3 protein-coding genes are annotated in these 4892 nt (G+C 39.7%); all 3 read left to right on the top strand.

Features of this window, described 5'->3' with window-relative positions; all coding sequences use genetic code 11:
• A partial coding sequence (locus KPL55_RS25175; protein WP_216309503.1) for a hypothetical protein occupies window positions 1–733 on the top strand: 733 nt, incomplete at its 5' end.
• A gap of 232 nt (window positions 734–965) precedes the next feature.
• Complete coding sequence (locus KPL55_RS26495) at window positions 966–3206, top strand: hypothetical protein (protein WP_281418916.1); 2241 nt, start codon at window positions 966–968, stop codon at window positions 3204–3206.
• A gap of 74 nt (window positions 3207–3280) precedes the next feature.
• A complete protein-coding gene (locus KPL55_RS25165) occupies window positions 3281–4492 on the top strand; it encodes a hypothetical protein (RefSeq protein ID WP_216309502.1) in 1212 nt (403 codons plus the stop codon).
• The last annotated feature ends 400 nt before the right edge of the window (window positions 4493–4892 follow it).

Genomic DNA, 4892 nt, shown 5'->3' with positions numbered 1-4892 from the left:
AATAAATTTAACTTCTAATACTGTATTTTACTCTACGTTAGTACCGATTAAAGCAAATTTGGTGTTAGGTGAGATTCCAGAAGAAGTAGGAAGTATAACAGGAACAACAGGAGCTACGGGAGCTACTGGGGTAACCGGAGCAACTGGAGCAACAGGGGTTACAGGAGATACTGGTGCAACCGGTGTAACAGGGAATACAGGATCGACAGGCGACACCGGAGCTACAGGAGTAACAGGAGTAACTGGAGTAACAGGAGCAACTGGAGCAACTGGAGCAACTGGAGCAACAGGATTTACAGGCTCACCCGGTAGTACTGCACCACAAGGTTTAGCAGGATACGGTTATATTTACAATACAAGTGCACAATCGGTAGCAGTAGAAGGTTCTATTAATTTTGATATCAACGGTATCATTATTGATGTTTTCCATACACCGGGAACATCCACAATTAATCTTGGTAGCACCGGTGATTATGCAGTATTGTTCAGTGTTACAGGGGAAGAAGCAAACCAGTTTACGCTTTATCTAAACAGTGCACCAATTGGAGGAACCACCTACGGATCTGGAGATGTAAATCAACCGAACCCAGGTATGGTGATTATCTCAGCTATAGCCGGTGATTTGTTATCGGTGAGAAATCATACTAGTGCAACAGCAATTACTCTACAAGAGAATGCAGGGGGAAGTCAAACAAATGTTAACGCCTCCATCTTGGTTCAAAGGATAAGTTAATTAAACTGTAGTAAATTTTATTTCCAAGAATACGAATAAAAATTATATAAAAATAATCATAGAATCTTAGACTCTTTTTCTCAAGAAATGTGTGTCTAAGTACTCTTATGGTTATATTTTAAAAAAATTATTAATTAGATGTATGTAAAATATTTAATAGCACAGATTAAGGAAACTGCATAATATGAATGAGCAATAACATTAAAGTTATTGTAAGTAAGGAGGAAATAAATTGGACACGATAGGACTTCAAATTCAAAGACAAATAGCTGGAACAGTAAATACAAATTCAAATGTAATATTTGACACGGTAGTAAACAGTTATGGACCTGTAGTTTATAATTCACTAACTGGTGAAATAGTAATAAATAAAGCAGGAAGATATTTTATTAATTGGTGGGTAGCAACTCAGTCATCTATAGGAGCGAGTAATGTAACTTTTTCAATCCAAACATCTCAAGGAGATGATTTAATAGGAAATTCACCTATTAAAAACAATGAGGTTGTTGGATTTGCTATTATACAGGTTGATTCAGCACCAATAGCATTAAGATTAATAAATTTGACTTCTAATACTGTATTTTACTCTACTTTAGTACCGATTATAGCAAATTTGGTGTTAGGTGAGATTCCAGAAGAAGTAGTGAGTATAACAGGAACAACAGGGGCTACGGGAGCAACAGGATTAACGGGAGTAACCGGAGTAACCGGAGTAACTGGAACAACAGGAGTAACAGGAGCTACGGGTGCAACGGGATCTACCGGAGCAACTGGTGAAACAGGAGTAACTGGAGGTACTGGTTCTACAGGAGTAACGGGATCTATCGGAGCAACTGGAGCAACTGGGGCAACCGGGGCAACAGGAGTAACGGGTGCAACAGGTTCAACTGGAGCCACTGGATCAACTGGAGCAACAGGTTCAACTGGTGCAACTGGATCAACAGGAGCAACAGGAGCAACAGGAGCAACGGGAGCAACCGGTTCAACTGGGGCAACTGGAGCAACCGGTGACACTGGCGCAACAGGAGCAACGGGATCTACCGGAGCAACTGGTGAAACAGGAATAACTGGAGGTACTGGTTCTACAGGAGTAACGGGATCTATCGGAGCAACTGGAGCAACTGGGGCAACCGGGGCAACCGGGGCAACCGGGGCAACAGGAGTAACGGGTGCAACAGGTTCAACTGGAGCAACTGGATCAACCGGTGACACTGGCGCAACAGGAGCAACGGGATCTACCGGAGCAACTGGAGCCACTGGTGAATTTGGTACCACAGCAACAATAGCAAATGTAGGACCCGATGTTAGTTCGCAGTTTAATGAATTAAGAACCGCAGAAAAAACACCTCTAATTGAATTAATCTCAGTATATGGGCTATCTAACCTTAGAGATGTGGTTACAACAACAGGTACAGGAACGGTTACAAGTAATAGCACGGAATTTGTTTTGAGTACAACTGCAAGTGGTGCAGATAGCGCAATTTTGGAGAGCGCAGAAAGAGGAAGATACGAATCAGGATTTGCAGGAGAGGCAGGAATAGGTGTACGTCTTCCAGTAGCACCTACAGGTTCACAAGCAGTAAGATGGGGTGTGTTTGATGATCAGAATGGTTTATTCTTCGGCCAAGATGTAGCCAACGGTATTTTTGTAGCAATTAGGAGAGCTGGCGTTGACACTATAGTATCCCAGGCTTCATGGAATGTGGATCCCTTAAATGGAACAGGACCAAGCGGAGCGACGCTTGACCTTTCAGAAGGCAATATATTTCAACTAGTGTTTACTTGGTATGGATATGGCGTAATAGAATTCAGGGTGGTATTACCTGACCCAATAACACTAGCCCAAGAGGTTATTACGGTTCATAGGTTCTCACCTACAGCCCAAACTAGCCTTGCTGATCCAAATTTACCAGTTCGTGGAGAGGTTTCAAATAATGGTACAGCTACTGCAATTAATTTATTTGTGGGTGGAAGACAATATAGCATTATTGGTGAATATAATCCAACATTCCGTTTAACATCTGAAAGAAGACAAGTTACAGCTACTGGAACATTGACACCAATTATTGCGTTCCAAAGAAAAGCAGTATTCCCAGCTGGTTCTGGAAGAGCTAACTCAGTAAGTGTGAAATTAGAAAGTATTGACCTCGTAACCTCTGATGATATTGTCTATCAGGTAATACTAGATGGAACAATCAATGGAGCATTTGCAGACTTTCCAACAGCCACAACCAATATACCAGCTACTGAGACTGCGCTAAGGGTTAATAGCACGTTAACAACCATTTCTGGTGGGCAAGTGGTATTACAAGGATTGGTTGCAGGAGTTGCAGGAAATGCTCGTATTTTAGGATCTGCTAGCTTATTAGATTTTGAGTTGCCAGATGATAGCACTATTACGCTTGCCGTTGCAAATCTATCAGGTGGTAGTAATTTAGTTGCAGCTACCTTCCAGGTTACAGAAGAGTGGTAATAAGGTAAGTATAAAGATAGAATGGGAGAAATAAAAATATTGATTTCTCCCTATTTTTAAAAGGAGGCAATTTAATGTCGGATATTATTATTTCAAATATTGGCCCAACTGTAAGTTCGCAGTTTAATGAACTAAGAGTTGCTAGAAAATTTCCCATCGTTGAATTAACGTCTGTGTACGGAGTATCGAGCTTAAGAGATATTGTTACTACAACAGGTGGAGGAACAGTCACCAATGATGCTACAGAATATATTGTTAGTACTACAGCAAGTGGAGCAGATTCTGCTATTTTAGAGAGTGCATTGAGAGGAAGATATGAGCCTGGTTTTGCAGGAGAAGCTGGGATTGGTGTTCGTATCCCTATCTCACCAACTGGCACTCAGATTGCTAGGTGGGGTCTGTTTGACACTGAGAATGGTGTTTTTTTTGGATCAACGAGTACAGATATTTTTGTAGCGGTGCGAAGAGGAGGAGTAGATACTGTTATTAATCAATCATCTTGGAATGTGGATCCTCTAGATGGAACAGGTCCAAGTGGAGCAACACTTACTCTTGCAGAAGGAAATATATATCAAATTGTATTTACTTGGTACGGGTATGGTGTCATTGAATTTAGGGTAGTATTACCCGACCCAACCACTTTAGCCCAAGAGGTTATTACTGTTCATCGGTATTCACCAACGGCTGAAACAAGTATTGCTGATCCAAATCAACCTTTACGAGCAGAAATTGATAACAATGGAACAGCTACGGGTTTCAATTTATTTGTAGGGGGAAGACAATACAGTATTATAGGAAAGTACAATCCTACGTTTAGAGTAACTTCAGAAAGAAGAACTATTACCAATATTACAACTACTTTAACCCCTATTATTTCATTTACTAGAAAGGCGATTTTTCCAATAGGTTCAGCAAGATCAAACTCTGTTGAAGTTAATCTAGAGGAAATTAATATTATTACGTCAGCAGATTTAGCTTATCAAGTACTACTAGGCGGGACGCTAAATGGTGCCTTTGCAGATTACCCAACAGCGACTACAATAATTCCTCTTAATGAAACATCTCTCCAGGTTAATACAACGTCCACAACTATTACGGGCGGAGAAGTTGTGTTTCAAGGAGTTACACCTGGGGGAACAGGAAGTGGTACTAGAGTGTTAGCTACTGCTGAACTTTTAAACTTTACACTTCCACTTGATGAGATTGTCACATTAGCAGTAGTTAGAATCGCAGGTTCACCTACAAACTCTGTTACTGCATCCTTTAGTGTCACGGAGAGTTGGTAAATGTAAGCTGTAGAAACATTTAAGTAATGGAATTACGTCTATTAAAAGATTAATTGTCAAAAGAGGATGCCTTAGGGTGTCTTTTTTTGACAGGAACATAAATATATTTACAATTGTTGTTTTTAAAACAGATTAAGAGTATATATTAAAATTCAATATCTATAAAAATGATTAATTTGAGTATGTGTATTATATTTAATAGCATATTATTATTCAACGGCATAATATGAATGAGCAATAACATTAAAGTTATTGTAAATAAGGAGGAAACAATTTGGACACGTTAGGGCTTCAAATTCAAAGACAATTAGCTGGATCAGTAAATACAAATTCTAATGTAATATTTGAAACGGTTGTTAACAGTTATGGAGCTGTTGTTTATAACTCATTAACTGGTGAA

The sequence above is a fragment of the Clostridium lacusfryxellense genome, assembly GCF_018861735.1.
GTDB lineage: Bacteria > Bacillota > Clostridia > Clostridiales > Clostridiaceae > Clostridium_AD > Clostridium_AD lacusfryxellense.
The sequence above is the reverse complement of the archived record's forward strand: the minus strand, read 5'-3'. Positions and strand labels throughout refer to the sequence as shown.

What these genes read in the sequence shown, in the direction of transcription:
- KPL55_RS25165 (WP_216309502.1), top strand. Translation starts at nt 3,281, where the DNA reads ATGTCGGATATTATTATTTCAAATATTGGCCCAACTGTAAGTTCGCAG.